Here is a 14,486-nt window from a genome sequence, read left to right as displayed (position 1 = left end):
CAGGGACCCCCACGCTTCCCCGTCCACATACACTCCGTGCCGCAGCCGGACCAGCGCACCGGAACTGCAGCGGCGGGCAAGCATCTTGGGTGTCAGTCCCTGCTGAATGTGCTCGCGGGCGAGGACGAGCCTTGGTAGTTCTGCCATGGCTCGTACTCTCGCAGGTCGTGGCGCCGCCCGGCAGACGTCCGTGGCGCCATGTGGATATCGCCGCCGCCGCAACGCGCCCCTGGCCGAACGACGCGGGAAATACCCGGCGACGCGCACATTTGCCGGCGCGCAGGGAATTCCGCCTGCGTGAGGAATTTTACGCGTCGCGCGGCCGGTTGCGTGTCGTGAGGGTCCTAGCCCGCGAGCACGCCTGCCACTGCCGAACCCACCGCCGCCTTGATCCTGCCGTGCAGCGCGCGGAGTTCATGCCGGTCCGTGCGCACCTCAATGATGGTGCGTCCGGTGAACGGCGCGGCAAGCGCCTCGGCGAGTCCCGCCGTCGTACTCACCGAGCAATGCCCGACGCCGTACGCAGCGGCGAGTGCCCCAATGTCCACTGAGTGCGGGGTGCCGAAGAGGCGCTCGACGGCGTCCCCGTAGCCGCCTGCCTCGGCGACCGCACCGTGTTCCAGGAGGCTGAAGATGGCGCCGCCGGCATCGTTGAGGACCACAATGCGCAACTGCGGCTGCTCCTCGCCGGCGCCAAGGAAGAGGCCGCCGGCGTCATGCAGGAAGGTGACGTCACCAAGGAGGAGGGTGGTTTCCTGGTGGCCGCCGAGGGCGATGCCGGTGGCGGTGGAAATGGTGCCGTCGATGCCGGCGAGGCCCCGGCTGGCGAACACCGTGGCGGACGGCTCGGCGGCGGGCTGGCCCGCGAGGTCGACGTCGCGGATGCCGTTGGACGAGCCAAGGACCAGCTGGCCGCGGGCGTGCTGCCACACGAGGGCGCCGACGGCGGGGCCGGTTGCTGCCTCTGCCGTGGCGAGTATGCCGTCGACGGCATGCTGGGCCGCGGCGCCAGCGAGCAGCCACGCGTCGAGCCAGGCGGACGAGCCCCGGCCGGCGAACTCCGCGAGTTCGGCCAGGCTGGTGATGGGCGTTTCCCGGCGTCTGCCTGGCTCGTACCAGGCCACCGGCACCGGCTCATAGAGGGCCGCCGGGATGTCCGTCCGGGCCAGCAGCGCCGACACCGGCCGGGAAAGCGTGGGGCGGCCGAACACCACCGCACGTTCGATCGGCAGCGCCGAGTCCGGTCCGAAGTGCTCCAGCAGCACGCGGTACGGCCCCACCGCGTTGGGGCCGAAGCGGGAGTTGGACGACGGCTCTGCCAGCAGGGGCAGCCCGTGGGCGCGGGCGAAAGCCTCGGCGACCGGACCGGCGTCGTGCCCGGCCAGGACCACGGTGCGCCTCTCGGGGAGCTCGGCCGGGGCGGGATCGAGGGTCATGGTGAGCGGTTCGGTGCCAATCCGGAAGGTCCCGTGGCCGCGTTCTTCGGGCAGCCGCTCCCCCGCGTCGGGCACCAGGGGATCGCGGAAGGCAAGGTTCAGCTGCACCGGTCCCGGCGGCGTATCCTCGAAAGCCCCGGTGGCGGCGGCGAGCGCCGTTTCCACCGCGCGCTGCGGACTTTCGCCGGCGGGAATGTCGACGGCGAAGCGGACGTGCTCACCGAAGAGGTCCAGCTGGATGGTGGTCTGGTTCGCGCCGGTTCCGCGCAGTTCCTCCGGCCGGTCCGCCGAGACCACCACCAGCGGGACAGCTGCGTGGTTGGCCTCCATAACCGCGGGGAGGAGATTCCCGACGGCGGTCCCCGACGTCGTCAGCACCGCTGCCGGCGCGCCCGTGGCCAGGGCCAGGCCGAGGGCGGTGAAGCCGGCCGAGCGCTCGTCGATCCGGACCAGCAGCTCGACGTTCCCGGCCGCCGAAGCCTCCGCCAACGCATACGCCATGGGGGCGGACCGCGAGCCCGGCGCCACCACGACGTACCGGACGCCGCCGTCGAGCAGCGACGCGACGGCAATCCGCGCGGACGCCACGGACGTCAGCGTGGGCCCGGGGTCAGTGTGGTCCGAGGAATCGGCAGGGGCGCCGGACGGCTCAACAGAAGAGGACTCAGGCTCAGCGGCAGCGGGGACGGCAGGCTCGGCGGGGTCGTGGGAAGTCACCGAACCAGTCTGCCACCCCCAACCCTTCCTCACGTTCTGCCGCCTCATCCCCAACCCTTCCGCACGTTCTGCCGCCTCACCCCCAACCCTTCCTCACCTCCTGCCGCCCAGGGCCAAACGCGTCCTCACTTCCCAAGGAAAATGAGGACGCGTTCGGCTAAAAGCGGCAGGATCTGATGGATCGTCGGGGAAAACCCGACCGGATGTGAGGAAGCGATTGGGGCGTCGGCGTCAGAACGAGGCGGAGCCTAGGCGCGGAACACCTGGACCACGGCCGGGCGGGGAGCGCGGACCTGGCCCGGACGGGGAGTCGCGCCGGCGGCAACGTAGTCCGGGAAGTAGGAGTGCGGCGCCTCGAAGGTGCCCTCCTCGCCAGGGTGCTGTACGGAGACGAAAACGCTGCGCTCGGTGTCGTGGACGATCGGTCCGCAGGTTTCTGCATCGCGCGGCACGGCGAGGAACTGCTCCACGCGGCCGCGCTCGGGGCCATCCAGGGTGACCTTGAACAGGCCGTCGGCCTTGCCGATGCCGGAGGGGGCGCCGTCGGTGGAGATCCAGAGGTTGCCCACGGAGTCGAAGGCCAGGTTGTCCGGGCAGGAAATCGGCGAGACCTTGTCAGCCGGGAAGCCGGAGAAATAGGTGACGTCGCCGGTGGAGGGATCGCCGCAGACCATCAGCAGGTTCCAGGTGAACCGTGTGGAGGTCTGGTCGCCGGTTTCCGTGATTTCCACGATGTGGCCGTCGCGGTTTTCGTTGCGCGGGTTGACCTCGGTGGCGCCTTCCTTGCCCGGCTTGCCGCGGTCCGAGTTGTTGGTGCAGGCCACGTAGACCTTGCCCGTCCGGAGGCTGGGCTGGACATCCTCGCAGCGGTCCATCTTGGTGGGGCCCACCTTGTCCGCAGCCAGCCGCGTGTACACCAGCACGTCCTCGAGGGACATCCCCGCAACCATGGACTTGCCGCCGACCACCAGGGGCAGCCATTCGCCGGTGCCGTCAAAGGAGCCGTCGGACGGAACGGAGCCCTTGCCGTCGATCTCCGCGGCTGGGGCGTTGCCGGTGAACTTGGCAACGTACAGGTCGCCCTCGGAGAGGAGCGTCATGTTGTGCTTGCGGTCGCCCTCGCGGTACTTGGCCTTGGAAACGAACTTGTAGAGGTAGTCGAAGCGCTCGTCGTCGCCGGAGTAGGCCACCACGTGGCCGGACTTGGCCACAATCACGTTGGCGCCCTCGTGCTTGAAGCGGCCCAGGGCAGAGTGCTTCTTCGGCGTGGAGGTCGGGTCGAACGGGTCCACCTCGACAATCCAGCCGAAGCGGTTGGTTTCGTTTTCGTAGCCGGCGTTATTGGCGTTGAAGCGGGGGTCGTCCAGCTCCCACTGCCGTGCCGTGGCCTTGTTGGTGAGCCCGTAGCGCTTGTCCGAGGCGGACGTGCCCGGCGCAACGAAGTAGCCGTTGAAGTTTTCCTCGCCCGAGAGGATGGTGCCCCACGGGGTGGTTCCTCCGGAGCAGTTGCCCAGCGTGCCGCTGATCCAGCGGCCCTCGGGGTCGGCCACGGTCTTGACCAGGTCCGAGCCGGCGACGGGGCCGGTCAGCTCGTAGCGGGTGCTGTTCAGGTAGCGGCGGTTCAGCGGGGCGCCCTGGACGTAGCTCCACGGCTTGTTCTTGTTCTTGCGCTCCAGCTCGACGACGGTCAGGCCGTGGGCGGCCGCACCCACCGCACGCTTCTGCTCGGCCGGCATGCCGGCCGGGAACATGATGTTCTCGTTGGTGTATTCGTGGTTCGCGAAAAGCAGCGCGCGCCGGCCCTTGCTGCCGGGGATCTCGAGGATGTCCGAGTAGTCGTTGTTGTAGCCGAACTGCCGCTCCTGGGCTGCGGCGGTCTGGTTGCCCAGCTCGAACGCGGGGGCGTCCTTGAAGATCGGATCGCCCCAGCGGATCACCGGCTGCCAGGTGAAGCCCGCCGGCACCGTCAAGGCGTCGACGTCGGACGCAACGGCGGGGATGGCAGTGAACTGCAGCTTGGACGCCCCCGGGCCAAAACCGTTCTTCGCGGCGGCAGACAGTCCAGCTCCGCCGTCGGCGACGGCCTTCTCGCTGGACGTAACGCCGCTGCCAAGTACGACGGCGAGGGCACCGGCGGCGCCGAAGCCCAGGGCGGCGCGGCGGGACAGCGTGGTGGAGGCAATGTCGCGGAAGTAGCTGTTGGAGCTCGTGTTGCAGACATCGCCCGCGCAGGCGTTGTCGCACTTGAGCGCGCAGGTAATGGGGCTGCGCTTGCCTTTGGTGTGGCCGAGCATGGGCAACAGGGCGAACTTGCGTCCGGAGATTTCAGACATGGGAGAGAGACCTTCCAAGGGTTTAGATGCGGCACCGCCACCCTTCCATCGAAAGCGAACCGGAAGCCGACACTCAGATGAAGATCCGGTGAACTCGGGCCCTGGTGAGGAAGCGTCGGGGGAAAACCCGCAGGACCTGAGGAAGCGTCGGGGAAAAACCCGCAAGACCTGAGGAAGCGTCGGGGAAAAACCCGCAAGAGGTGAGGAAGCGTCGGGGAAAGCTAGGCCGTGGCGGGAATCAGCGCGTACGCCCGGCGGAGCCGGGCGAGCCACCAGTCGCGGCGTTCGGGCGGGGCGGCGTACTGCTCAAGCAGCTCCTCGTTGGCGACGGCATCACGCAAGGTGATGGCGCCGTCGTCGGCCACCAATGGCTGGGCGGTGACGTCCGCTGCGAGCAGCGAGACCGTTCCCAGCCCGCAGGCGTACGGCAATTCCGGCAGCGCGGCGGCCAGCGCGAGCCCGGCCCGGATCCCCACTGACGTGTCGAGGGCGGAACTCACCACGGCGGGCATCCCCGCCTGGGCGACCAGCTCCAGCGCGCGCCGGACTCCCCCCAGCGGCGCCACCTTCACCACGAGGAGATCTGCGGCGCCGGCCCGCGCCACCTTGAGGGGATCCTCCTCCTTGCGGACACTTTCGTCGGCCGCGATCAGCACCGGCACCCCCGCGGCACGGAGCCGCCGGCGCACCTCAGCCAGGCCCTCGATCGCCGGCACCGGCTGCTCAGCGTATTCGAGCCCGGCGTCGGCCAGCCGGGTCAGTGCCGCTACCGCAGCGGGAACGTCCCAGCCGCCGTTGGCGTCCACCCGGATGGCGGCGTCCGGAAGCTCGGCGCGGACAGCGGCAACGCGGGCGGCGTCGTCGTCGAGCGTCTGCCCGCGTTCTGCCACCTTGACTTTGACGGCGTCTACGCGGCCGAACCGGTCCAGTATCTCCGGCACCCGGCCCGCCTCGACGGCGGGCACTGTCGCATTGACGGGGATGCTGGTCCGCAGCGGCTCAGGGAAACCGTGCCAGCCGGCTTCGATGGCCGCGGCGAGCCATCGTGAGGCTTCGGCGTCGCCGTATTCGGGGAAGGCGCCGAACTCGCCCCATCCCAGCGGGCCTTGGAGGAGCAGCGTTTCGCGTTCCAGGATCCCGCGGAACTTCACGCGCATGGGCAGAACCACCACGCGGGCGCTTGGCAGCAGCTCCTCGAGGGGCGGGTACTGGAGAGGCATGAATTCACTGTACCGGCGGCAAACTGCGCCGGCCCCCACTCCATTGGAGGGGCCGGCGGCCTTGGGACCCGGATGGGGAATGCTGCTCAGGCGGGAGTTACCCCGAGGGCACCGGTTCCGGCTCGTGGTCGAAGGAGGCCGGAACCCTGGCGCTGCCGACCCCGAAGCGGGCAATTACCGTGGTCCCCTGGCCGGGGGCGGACATCACCTGGAGCGTGCCGCCGGCCTCGCCGATGGTGTCCTTCATGATCCGCAGGCCGAAGTGCCCCTCCGGTGACCCCTCGCTCTGGTCGAAGCCGCAGCCGTCATCCTGGATGCGGATCTCCGCGCGGTCACGGTCCTGCTGGAGGTGGAGCTCGGCCCTGCTCGCCCTGGAATGCTTGGCTGTGTTGGCCAGGGCCTCACGGGCCACCCGGTAGAACAGCGCCGCGCGGTCCCGGTCCAGCTCGCACTGCTCCGGCAGGTCGAGCTCAAGGCTGATCCCGCGTTCCTCGAGCGGGTCGCCGAGCCGGGCAAGCGCCCCGGAGAGGCCCAGCCGGTTCAGGTCCGGCGGGTACAGCTCGCTGGTCATGGCCCGCAGGCTGCGGACGTTGTCCTGCAGGATCCGCCGGGCGTCGGAGAACAGCGCCCGCTGGCCCACCGGACTGTGCAGTTCCTCGGACTCCATTACGTAGGACAGCCCCGAGAGCTCCTGGATCACTTCGTCGTGCAGGTCCCGGGCAATGCGCTGCCGCTCCAGCTCGGAGGCTTCGATGGCCCGGCGGAGCAGCCGGCTCCGGCCGGCTTCGTAGGCCTGGATCCTGCGGGCCAGCTGGACTGCGGGGAACAGCTGCGCCAACTGCAGGACGGCCAGTGAAAGCAGGAACGGCGGTGCCATGCCGAACAGCACGGAAGCCTGCTCCTGGCGGACGCCGTCGTCGTCGTAATAAGTCTCGAAAACCAACTTCTGCCCGTCGGGGGCCGTGACCGGCACGTAGACCTCCACGAGCTCGCCGTTTTCGACGTTGGGCGTGTTGACCTCGTCCTTCTGCGTTTCCAGGTTGGCGGGGACGTCACCGCCGTCCAGGACCTCCTGCGCCTCGTGCGGCAGGTCGAACTTCTTGCCGATCAGCTTCGAGTCTTCGGAGTAGACGATGCGCCCGTCCTTGTTCCAGAGCCTGATCTCGAAGACCGACGTGTCGTCCATCCAGGGACGGAGGCGCTCGTCGAGCCGTTCAATGGCGGTGGGGTTGCCGGACAGGACTTCCTCGTCCAGGAGCGGCCCCACCACGTTGTTGGCCAGGTGGTCGGTGGCCTCCTTGGAGTTCTCCAGTGCGTGGCGTTCAGCCTCGGACCAGATCCAGAAAGCCACCGGGGTGGTGACCACCACCAGGGCAACCAGCCCCATCAGCAGGAACCGCCGGACGGCCTTGAAAACCTCGGAATTGTGGTTGGCCGGCGATTCGAACGGGCGGGACAGAACAGGTTTGCGGAGCGGTGGCCTAGCCATGGCTCGGCTGCTCGAGCATGCCGCGCCGTGACGCTTCCATGACCGATTCGAGCTGCGAGTGGGTTCCGAGCTTGGCGAAGATTGCCTTCACGTAGCCGCGGCAGGTGTTGAGGGAGATGTCCAGCTTGCTGGCCACTTCCTTCGAGCCGTGGCCACCGGCCATCAGCCGGAGCACATCCAGTTCGCGGGGCGTCAGGACGGGTCCGCCCGGCTCCACTTCGCGGGCGGCGGGGGCCGGAGCGGGGGTGGACATACCCAGCTGGGCCACCAGCGAGGGATGGACCACCATGTTGCCGGCCCGTGCGTAGCGGAGGGTGTCCAGGAGGGTGGACAGCGATCCGCCCTTCGGCAGGAAGGCGCAGATGCCCATCGAGGCGGCGGTCCGCAGCGCTTCCGGTGTCGGGTCGCCGGTGAGCATGACGATCCGGGTGTTCGGGGCGTCGGCCAGGATCCGGGCAGCGGCGGTGAGGCCGTCGCCGTCGGGCAGGTGGAAGTCCATGATAACGACGTCGGGCTTGAGTGCGATGCTCTGCTCCACGCCGCTCTTGGCGGTGGTGGCCGAGGCGACGCTCCGCAGGTCGGGCTCGCGGTCCAGGGCTGCGGTCAGCAGTTCGGTGAACGTGCTGTGGTCGTCGATGGTCAGGATGCTGATTTCCCGCGTGATCTGCGATGTTGCCGGGATGGGAGCATCAGAATCTGAGAGGTCCATTTCATCCTCGCTGGCGGCCGTTGCCTGCAGCAGCCGGGCGTGTGCTTCACGCAGCGGACGTCCGGGGAGGCAGCCGATCTCCTGGTCCATGACCCGGCGGCACCGTCCGTAGGCGCGCAACGCTTCCATGTACTGCCCGGATTCCTCGAGGCCCAGGACCAGTGCGGTCCAGGCGCGCTCGTTGATGGGATCGTCCACCAGCAGTTCGCTGGCCAGGGCCACCGCCCGCTCCGGGTGTCCGACGGCGACGGCGGCTTCCGCTGCCCGAGCCTTGATGCTGGCGACGCGTGCGGAGTGAAGAGCACGCTCCTCCTCGGCCCAGCCGGCCAGCAGCTCGTCACCGAGCAGCGGCACCGACGCGATGTCGAGGGCCTTCTCGAGCAGCCGGAAGGACTCCTCCGGAGAGGCATGCCCGGCCTGCTTGAGCAGGTCATCGAAGCGGTCGAGGTCAAGGTCCACCATGCTGCGGTCGATCATGTAGCCGCCGGTGACCGTGCGGAGGGCGCCGCCCTTGCCGCTTCCGGGCTGGAGGTGCCGGCGCAGCACGCTGACGTAGCTTTCCAGCGTGGACAGGGCCTCAGCCGGCGGCTGGCCGTTCCACAGAACATCGATCAGGTGGTTCTTGGAGACCGGGGTCCCCAGCTTGAGCAAAAGGATTTCAAGGACCTGGCGGGGCTTGGGACCGCCAAGTTCGTGGGATCCGATGACCACGCCGCCGCGGCGGACACGGAGCGGACCCAGGATGTTGATGGACAACTTCGTTGTTGTGCCACCGGCTTCTTCCAGTGAGTTAGGAAGGTACTCGTCGTCGTTGACTCTCCGGGACCAACGAGTATCTTCTGCAACCGTCTGAACCATTTGTCTGCACCTACTATCCCCATGACCTGCATTCCCCATGAATGGCTTGGATTCATACTTGTCACTCAGGCAAGTAGGGGCACGAGTAGCGAGTACTCGAATTTCGGCGGCGGCACTACTTGGTTGCTTTTGCATCGAGCCACCCACCACTCGGCTGAGGCGGCCCGCGGCTCCCCCGAAACCGGCCGGGAGGACGGCAGCGGGGTCCGGAAACACCAAGTTTTTCCCAAGAACCCGGGGCTACATTCGTATTACCGCAGTTAGAGCGGTACTACTGCGATCCTCGTCCCAGGAGGACCGCCGAATCAGCATGAAACGGGTGATCCAATGAGGCGGACCATGGGCGGGCCGGGTACAACCAAGTACTCCGAGTACCCGGCAATGAGCGTCTTTGCCGGCCGCTCCGGATTTCAAAAAAATTCTGCCCGGCGGGCGTTGCCGTGCATCACATTGCGGACGCCACAGATTAAAAGACGCCGGGCAGTCCCATGAATGCGGCCGGCGCATTCCGCACGGAGGTCCATTCCGTCCGCTTCCGGTTGCTGGCCACGCTGCTCGTCTTCATGGCTGTGGGCCTCTTTGTGGCCGGCGCGGCCACCCATGCCGCCCAGCTGAAGAGCCTCAACGACCGCGTCAACGCGGAGCTGCAGCTGCCGCGCAAGAACCTGGACGAGCTTGCCAAACAGGGCCGGCCGAATTTTGGCGGCGCCGCGTACACCACCCTGCACGACCTTTTTACAACCTATCTGCGCAACGGGGCTCCCGGCGGCTACGAGTCCGTGATGACCATGCTCCGCGGGGGCAACGTCATCCTGCCCAAAGGGGACCAGCCGACCAACCTGAACACGGCCGGCGTCACCGACCACGTCTGGAGCTGGAGCGTGGCCGGACAGACCGTGATGCGCGACATCGACCTGGACGGCCGGCAGGTCCGCCTGGCCATTACGTCCGTTTCCCTGGCCGGCGGCCGCCAGGACCAGGGCCTGCTGATCGCCTCGAGCGAGATCGGCGCCCAGCGCGCCGAGGTTTTCGGTTCGATGTGGACCTTCGCCCTGGCGTCCCTGGCGACGCTCGCGCTGACCGGCTTGGTGGGCTACCTGGTCACCGGGCGGTTGCTGCGTCCCGTCCGGCGGCTCCGCGAGGCCACGGAGGCCACCACCTTTGAGGACCTGACGAAACGCGTTGAGGTGCCGGACAGTACGGACGACGTCGCCCAGCTGGCCATGAACTTCAACCGCATGCTCGAACGGCTGGAGTCCGGCTTCGACAACCAGCGCCGCTTCGTCCACGACGCCAGCCACGAACTGCGCACCCCCATGACCATCATCCGCGGCTACCTGGAGCTGCTTCGAGCCGAGGATCCCGACGACGTCGACCAGACCCGCATGCTGCTCCTGGACGAGCTGGACCGGATGCAGGTATTGGTGGATGACCTGCTGATCCTTGCCCGCAGCGGCCGCCCGGACTTCGTGACGCCCACCTGGGTGGAGGCTGACGACCTCCTGCAGGACGTCCTGAACCGGGTCCGGGTCCTCGGCGAGCGCCAGTGGCATCTGGACGCCAAGCCCGGCGGCCTGATCCGCGCCGACCGCCGCCGGCTCACCCAGGCGCTGGAGCAGCTCGCCGCGAACGCAGTCAAACACACCTCCGAGTCGGACCGGATCTCCGTTGGCGGGGCTTGGGTGGAGAACGACGACGGCGCCCCCCAGGGCGGACGGGCGGTGGTTGGGCGGGAGCTGGCAGGCCCGGCATCCCGGCAGCTGGAGATCTGGGTGTCGGACACCGGCACCGGCATCCCGGCCGACGACCATGAGCGCATCTTCGAGCGCTTTGGCAAGGGCAGCAACTCGGCAGCCTCGGAGGGTTCGGGCCTGGGGCTGTCCATCGTGAAGGCCATCGCGGAGGCACATGGCGGCATGGTGCTGCTGGAGTCCGAGGAGGGCAAGGGCAGCCGCTTCGTGATCCGAATCCCTTCCGGCGGCACGGACGCTGGCGGTGAAACGGATGATTCCGCAGCCGAGGACGCCGCCAGCCTAAGCGGCAGCGAAGGCGCTGCAGCTACGGGCCCCGCGGCCAGGGGCCACGCTGATAAGGGCCCCGCTGTGAGGGGGCCGGCAAAAGGTCCGCGACATAAGGGAACGCACGCTGCCGGCGCCAAACCAAAGCCGGCGGGACCGGCGTCGGACATTGAATTGGCCACCCGGGCGGGAGGCTCGCCTTGACACGGATCCTGATCGCCGACGACGAGCCGCGCATCGCAGCCTTCCTCGCCAAGGGCCTCACGGCGGCCGGCTACACCACCACCCAGGTCTCCGACGGGGTGAAGGCACTGGATTACGCCACGTCCGGGGAGTTCGACCTCCTCATCCTGGACATCGGCATGCCGAGGATGGACGGGCTCACCGTGCTCAAGAACCTCCGCGACATGCACTCCACGATTCCGGTGATCATCCTGACGGCGGCGGACAGCCTGGAGAGCACGGTGACGGCGCTCGACGGCGGTGCGGACGACTACATGACCAAACCATTCCGGTTCGAGGAGCTGCTCTCCCGCATCAAGCTCCGCCTCCGGGGCGCACAGGCCGTTTCCGCGGCCCCGACGTTCGTCTGTGGCGACCTGTCGCTGGACGTGAACCTGCGCACCGCCGAGATCGGCGGCCGCGTGATCGACCTGTCCGCGCGGGAGTTCGTCATGGCCCGGACGTTCATGGAGAACGCCGGCAAGGTGCTCAGCCGCGAGCAGCTCCTGAGCCGGGTGTGGGGCTACCACTTCGAGGGGTCCTCCAACGTGGTGGACGTATACGTGCGGTACCTGCGGCACAAGCTGGGCCAGGAGCGCATCCAGACCATCCGCGGCGTGGGCTACCGCCTCGTCAGCCTGACCGGCCCGTCCCCTGCGGCTCCCGGCGATGCGGCCGAAGATGCAGCCGGCGATGCAGCCGGGGCCGCTGATGATGCGGAAGGCCACGCGGTCTAGGCCTTCCGGGCCGCATCTGACGCTTCCCGTTATCCGGCCCGCCGGGCCGCATGAGAAGACTCTCATCCGCGTCTCATCCCTGCCTCACCTTCACGCCTCAAAGTTGTTTCACGAAGGAGGTGTGGCAGGGCGATGAAGAGTTGGTCGTTGCTGAGCATTCCGCTGGTGGGACTCGCCAGCTTCACCGTCTGGGCGCAGGCTGTCACCGGGGCGCCGACAGGTCAGGAACCCGGCGTAATTGTTCGCGATCCGGGCCCCCGCGACTCGGTCCTCAAATTCGACGGCTCCACTGAAACCCCGCGGCTGTCGCCGCTCACCAACCCCACGGCCACGCCCAAGACCTCGTCACCGGCGCTCAAATCGGCGCCGCTGAATCCTGCCACCTCCTCGCCTCATTCCACGAAGGCAGCAGAACCGGCACCCGACGACCCAGCCAATTCCAGCGAAGACCCCGACGTAACGTCCGATGATTCCGGCGTCGAGGTCGTGGAACCGGCCCAGGTAACTTCCCCAGCAGCGGAACCCACTGACGATTCAACGTCCTCGAGCCAGCTCGATGGCAAAGGCGGTCTCTCCGGCACCAACGGTCTCTCCGGCACCAGCGGCAGGAGTGGCAGCAGCAATGAATAATCGCACGCGGCGGCAACCCGATGAAGCAGTTTCCCCCCGCAAAAAGGAGCCAGTGATGCACACGGAATTCCGCGATCTGTATGAACCCATTCCGCCGGAGCGATGGGGCTCCACGGTTGACTCCGCGTATGGCCAGCCGACCACGGTGATGGTGGACGACTCGGAACTCCATCAGCAGGTCCTGGACATCATCCACAACGTGCTCGCCACAGCCGATCCGCGGTCCGACGTCCGGCGCCGGCTCCTGCGCCACCTTGCTGAGAACCCCGGGCATCCCGAACAGGCGCTGCTGGACCACCTGCGCGACAGGAACCGGCGCGGCGGCCGCTCCCCGCGCGATAGCCGGGCTTCCACGATCGATCCGCACGTCTAGCCGACGAAAAACGCAGCTCCCGCTGCCCCACAGACCGGGTACCCGCCGCGGCACGGGTACCCGACGCATGTCCGGCCCGGAATGGTTTTCCGGGCCGATTGTTTGGGCACCGCAGGAGGACCGCCCTTGACGGCCCGTCAGAAGAGCAGCAGCACGAAGCCGCCGACGGTGCTCACGATGCCCACACCGGTAAGGATCCAGCCGAGGATCAGGATGAGGTTGTCGTGCTTCGGCGGTTTGAGGCCCCACCGCGAGGGGTGGCAGAGGTCGTAATGGAGCTCCACGGTGGTACCGGCCTCCAGGCCCCGCCCGACGTCGGAGTCCACCAGGGTCTGGCGCGGGACGTTCGCCTGGTCGGTCCACCGGAAGCCGGTGAAGCCGCCGGCCGTGTAGACCTCTCCCGTGGTTTTGGTCCAGGCGCAGCGGCGCCGTTCGATAACCAGTCCCCAGACGCGCAACGGCACGCCGGGGAGGAAGCCCACCCACGTCATTATTTCCAGGATGGGGCCAAGTACGTCCGAGATACCGCCCATGCACCAACTTTAGCGGCCATCCAGCGCCAGCACGGAGCGTCGGCTGCCGGTTTCCTCCGGCTGCTCGCGTGCCCATTTCACGTCCGCGGTGTCGAACTGCTGCGGGATGAAATCAGAACGCACTCACCAGGCAAGCAGGCGACTCCCAGCAAACTGTGACACCCTTGTTACGATGACTTTCCAGCTCAGGGACCCCCGCCGTAAGAAGCAAGGCCGCCAGCAGCAGGGCGGTCAGAAGCCGCGCCGCCAGCCGGCAGCCGGACGGATGCGCCTCGCAGCGGGCACCGGCTTCCTCTTCGCCGTGGCCACCCTGGCCTGCGCCACGGGCCTCGCCGCCACCTACTACTACTTCGTCCGCACCACCACAGGCCAGTTCATCGACGAGTCCGCGCTGGTGGAGGCCGTGGAAATCCACGGGCCCGCCGGCAAGGTGACCACCCGGTTCCTGGACTGGCTGCCCACCATCTCCCTGGTGATGGCCGCCGTCGTTGTTCTTTTGGTGACGGTAATTCACCGCCGGTGGCGGGCAGCGGGCATTGCCGTGGCGGCGTGCGTCGCGGCGAACATCGCCACGCAGGTGCTCAAGGACCTCCTGCCGCTGCGGCCCTTCCGGGGCGTCGAGACGCTGGAGCTGAATTCGCTGCCGTCCGGGCACACCACGCTGGCGGCGTCCGCGGCCGCGGCCGTGTTCCTGATGGCGTCACCGCGGTGGCGTCCGCTGGCCGGCTTCGTCGGCGGCACGTTTGCCATCGCGTCCGGCATGTCCACACTGGTGAACCAGTGGCACCGGCCGGCGGACGTAGTGGCGGCGTTCCTGGTGGTTGGCTGTTTCATGATTCCCGCGGGCTGGCTGATTCTCCGCAACGACGGCCACGAGTGGAACGTCTGGGACGGCTTCGGCGGGCACTGGGGTTCGGCCCGGCTGTGGATCGGGCTGCCTGTGGTGCTGGGTCTGGCCTCGGCGGCGGTGTCCGTGTATTCGCTGGTGATGATCGTGCCGGGCATCGGCCAGGAGGCCAGCACCACCAACTACTTCTGGGCGGGCATTTCGCTGATCGTGATCGCCGGGTACCTGGCCACCGTGGCCACGACCTCGCTGTTTGCGTATGCCGTCCGGCGCCGGGACTAACCAAGGCGCCGGCCCCGCCGTCCCCGCCCCACCCAACTAGGTCGCAGATCAGGGCGTTCCCAGCGCTGGGAACGCCCTGATC

General features: G+C 68.1%; 11 protein-coding genes and 1 pseudogene. 5 read left to right on the top strand and 7 right to left on the bottom strand.

The window, feature by feature from the left end; genetic code table 11:
• Positions 1–36 precede the first annotated feature (36 nt).
• From ACFRAU_RS19575 to ACFRAU_RS19550, 6 genes and pseudogenes are all read right to left on the bottom strand, one after another.
• Positions 37–147: pseudogene (locus ACFRAU_RS19575) on the bottom strand (hypothetical protein); the annotation flags it as partial.
• A gap of 197 nt (positions 148–344) precedes the next feature.
• On the bottom strand, positions 345–2,153 hold the full coding sequence (gene menD, locus ACFRAU_RS19570) for a 2-succinyl-5-enolpyruvyl-6-hydroxy-3-cyclohexene-1-carboxylic-acid synthase (protein ID WP_378001137.1): 1,809 nt from the start codon (positions 2,151–2,153) through the stop codon (positions 345–347).
• A 248-nt stretch (positions 2,154–2,401) separates the two neighbouring features.
• Entirely contained in the window at positions 2,402–4,486 is a 2,085-nt protein-coding gene (locus ACFRAU_RS19565; RefSeq protein ID WP_378001136.1) for a PhoX family protein, read from the bottom strand.
• A 221-nt stretch (positions 4,487–4,707) separates the two neighbouring features.
• Positions 4,708–5,706, bottom strand: a complete 999-nt coding sequence (locus ACFRAU_RS19560; RefSeq protein WP_378001135.1) for an o-succinylbenzoate synthase — start codon at positions 5,704–5,706, stop codon at positions 4,708–4,710.
• A gap of 97 nt (positions 5,707–5,803) precedes the next feature.
• Entirely contained in the window at positions 5,804–7,195 is a 1,392-nt protein-coding gene (locus tag ACFRAU_RS19555; protein ID WP_378001134.1) for a sensor histidine kinase, read from the bottom strand.
• Positions 7,188–8,660, bottom strand: a complete 1,473-nt coding sequence (locus ACFRAU_RS19550; RefSeq protein WP_377995339.1) for a BTAD domain-containing putative transcriptional regulator — start codon at positions 8,658–8,660, stop codon at positions 7,188–7,190. Before ACFRAU_RS19550 ends, ACFRAU_RS19555 begins: the two co-directional genes overlap by 8 nt.
• 590 nt (positions 8,661–9,250) lie before the next feature.
• Here ACFRAU_RS19550 and ACFRAU_RS19545 point away from each other — a divergent pair.
• From ACFRAU_RS19545 to ACFRAU_RS19530, 4 genes are all read left to right on the top strand, one after another.
• On the top strand, positions 9,251–10,984 hold the full coding sequence (locus ACFRAU_RS19545) for a sensor histidine kinase (protein ID WP_378001133.1): 1,734 nt from the start codon (positions 9,251–9,253) through the stop codon (positions 10,982–10,984).
• On the top strand, positions 10,981–11,739 hold the full coding sequence (locus ACFRAU_RS19540) for a response regulator transcription factor (RefSeq protein ID WP_378001132.1): 759 nt from the start codon (positions 10,981–10,983) through the stop codon (positions 11,737–11,739). Before ACFRAU_RS19545 ends, ACFRAU_RS19540 begins: the two co-directional genes overlap by 4 nt.
• A 132-nt stretch (positions 11,740–11,871) precedes the next feature.
• Positions 11,872–12,369, top strand: coding sequence for a hypothetical protein (locus ACFRAU_RS19535; protein WP_377995336.1), 498 nt, complete (start codon positions 11,872–11,874; stop codon positions 12,367–12,369).
• 55 nt (positions 12,370–12,424) lie between these two features.
• A complete protein-coding gene (locus tag ACFRAU_RS19530) occupies positions 12,425–12,742 on the top strand; it encodes a hypothetical protein (RefSeq protein ID WP_378001131.1) in 318 nt (105 codons plus the stop codon).
• A gap of 137 nt (positions 12,743–12,879) precedes the next feature.
• Here the strand turns inward: ACFRAU_RS19530 and ACFRAU_RS19525 are convergent, their stop codons facing one another.
• Positions 12,880–13,275 carry a hypothetical protein gene (locus ACFRAU_RS19525; protein ID WP_378001130.1) on the bottom strand — a complete coding sequence of 132 codons (396 nt, stop codon included), beginning with the start codon at positions 13,273–13,275 and terminating at the stop codon, positions 12,880–12,882.
• A 172-nt stretch (positions 13,276–13,447) separates the two neighbouring features.
• Here ACFRAU_RS19525 and ACFRAU_RS19520 point away from each other — a divergent pair, with 172 nt between their 5' ends.
• Positions 13,448–14,404 carry a phosphatase PAP2 family protein gene (locus tag ACFRAU_RS19520; RefSeq protein WP_377995333.1) on the top strand — a complete coding sequence of 319 codons (957 nt, stop codon included), beginning with the start codon at positions 13,448–13,450 and terminating at the stop codon, positions 14,402–14,404.
• Positions 14,405–14,486: the final 82 nt, after the last annotated feature.

The organism is Arthrobacter sp. NPDC056691 (assembly GCF_042791415.1).
Classification (GTDB): domain Bacteria; phylum Actinomycetota; class Actinomycetes; order Actinomycetales; family Micrococcaceae; genus Arthrobacter.
The sequence above is the reverse complement of the archived record's forward strand: the minus strand, read 5'-3'. Positions and strand labels throughout refer to the sequence as shown.

Bases quoted from the DNA above. Each gene is read 5' to 3' on its own strand.
- ACFRAU_RS19555 (WP_378001134.1), bottom strand. From the start codon at position 7,195: ATGGCTAGGCCACCGCTCCGCAAACCTGTTCTGTCCCGCCCGTTCGAA.
- ACFRAU_RS19535 (WP_377995336.1), top strand. From the start codon at position 11,872: ATGAAGAGTTGGTCGTTGCTGAGCATTCCGCTGGTGGGACTCGCCAGC.
- ACFRAU_RS19545 (WP_378001133.1), top strand. From the start codon at position 9,251: ATGAATGCGGCCGGCGCATTCCGCACGGAGGTCCATTCCGTCCGCTTC.
- ACFRAU_RS19530 (WP_378001131.1), top strand. From the start codon at position 12,425: ATGCACACGGAATTCCGCGATCTGTATGAACCCATTCCGCCGGAGCGA.
- ACFRAU_RS19560 (WP_378001135.1), bottom strand. From the start codon at position 5,706: ATGCCTCTCCAGTACCCGCCCCTCGAGGAGCTGCTGCCAAGCGCCCGC.
- ACFRAU_RS19565 (WP_378001136.1), bottom strand. From the start codon at position 4,486: ATGTCTGAAATCTCCGGACGCAAGTTCGCCCTGTTGCCCATGCTCGGC.
- ACFRAU_RS19520 (WP_377995333.1), top strand. From the start codon at position 13,448: ATGACTTTCCAGCTCAGGGACCCCCGCCGTAAGAAGCAAGGCCGCCAG.
- ACFRAU_RS19525 (WP_378001130.1), bottom strand. From the start codon at position 13,275: ATGGGCGGTATCTCGGACGTACTTGGCCCCATCCTGGAAATAATGACG.